The organism is Streptomyces spongiae, assembly GCF_009377185.1.
Taxonomy (GTDB): Bacteria; Actinomycetota; Actinomycetes; order Streptomycetales; family Streptomycetaceae; genus Streptomyces; species Streptomyces spongiae.
This window is the reverse complement of sequence record NZ_VJZC01001022.1, coordinates 1-1,651: the sequence shown is the minus strand read 5'-3', so window position 1 is coordinate 1,651 and position 1,651 is coordinate 1. Positions and strand designations below refer to the sequence as shown.

Sequence of the window (1,651 nt, the reverse complement as noted above, 5' to 3'; positions counted from 1 at the left end):
CTCCTGGCCGTCGGCCGGGCGCCGTAACTCGTCGTACCTGCTCGTAGTTGTCGCGTAACGCGGGAATCGCGCAGCGGGTGCGACGAGGGGAGCGGCACGTGGGCGGGATCATTCTGACGAAGGCCGAGGAGGCCGGACCGGCCGTCGCGCCCCCGCAGTCGACGCCCCCGCCGCAGACCCCGTCCGCCCGACTCGCCCCGGGCCGCGTGCGGTTGGTGTTCCTCGGGCTCGTGCTCGCGCTGATGCTCGCCGCGCTGGAGCCGATGACGGTGGCCACCGCGCTCCCGGGGATCGCCGACGAACTGCACGGCCAGGACCGGGTGTCCTGGGTGATGACCGCCTACCTGCTCGCCACCGCCGTCGCACTGCCGATCCACGGCAAGTGCGGGGAACTGTACGGGCGCAAGGGCGTCCTCCAGTTCGCGCTCCTCGTCTTCGTCGTCGGCTCGGCGCTCGCCGGCCGGTCGCGCACCATGGATCAGCTCGTCGTCTTCCGCGCACTCCAGGGCGTCGGCGCGGGCGGGCTCCTGGTCGGCGTACAGGCGATCATGGCGGACATCGTGCCGGCCCGTGGCCGTGGTCGCTTCACGGCTCTCGCGGGCGCCGCGTTCGGCCTCGCCTCCGTCGCCGGCCCTCTTCTGGGCGGCTACGTCACGGACCACTTCTCCTGGAGGTGGTGCTTCTACGGCAACGTGCCCTTCGGGCTCATGGCCCTGGCGCTCGTCACCCTCGCGCCGAAGCTGCCGAAGCCGAGAAGGCTACCGAATTCGCCGAGGCCCGCGGCCAAGGCCCGCTTCGACGTCGTCGGGGCCCTGTCACTCGCCATCGCGTCCACCTGCCTGGTGCTGCTGGCCAGTTGGGGCGGCACCGAGTACGCCTGGGACTCCCGCGTCGTCCTGGCCCTGGGCGGGGGAGCCGTCGGCGCGACCGTCCTCTTCCTCGTCGTCGAGCACCACGCCGTCGAACCCCTCGTCCCCCCACGGCTGTTCAGGGACTCCGTCTTCAACGTCACCGGGATCGTGGGCCTGGTCATCGGGGTCGCGCTGTTCACGGCAGGCAGCTGGCTGCCGGCCTTCCTGCAGCTGACCGAGGGCGTCTCCGCCACCGAGTCCGGGCTGCTCATGCTGCCGATGACGGCCGGCCTGGTCGTAGCGTCGGTCGTCGTCGGCCAACTCGTCAGCCACACCGGGCACTACCGGACGTACCCGGTCCTCGGTACGGCCCTCACCGCCGCCGGCATGTGGCTCCTCTCCCACCTCGACGCCGACACGCCCCGACTGCACCACGGCATCTGGACGGCCGTCCTCGGCGCCGGTATCGGCATGGTGATGCCCGTTCTGGTCGTCGCCCTGCAGAACTCCGTGCGCCCCGCCGACCTCCAGGCCGCGACCAGCGCGAACAGCTGCCTCCGGCTGATCGGCGGCAGCGTCGGCGTGGCCGTCTGCGGTGCGCTCCTCGCCGCCCCGGCCGCCGATGGCCGCGCTCTACCCGTCGGCCTGCCCGCCGCGTTGCGCGACGACCACCCCGGGGCGTACGCCGAGACGCTGCCGAGGATCTTCCTGTACCTCGTGCCGGTGCTGGTCCTCGGCGCGCTCCTCGCCTGCTTCCTCAAGGGACGGCCGCCGGTACCCCAGGACGCCCCCACCGAGCC

1 protein-coding gene is annotated in these 1,651 nt (G+C 72.6%); it reads left to right on the top strand.

Going from position 1 to position 1,651, the window contains the following annotated elements; all coding sequences use genetic code 11:
- Nucleotides 1–98: 98 nt before the first annotated feature.
- The coding region (locus FNH08_RS49765) for a DHA2 family efflux MFS transporter permease subunit (protein WP_322726668.1) at nucleotides 99–1,651 on the top strand (1,553 nt) is incomplete at its 3' end.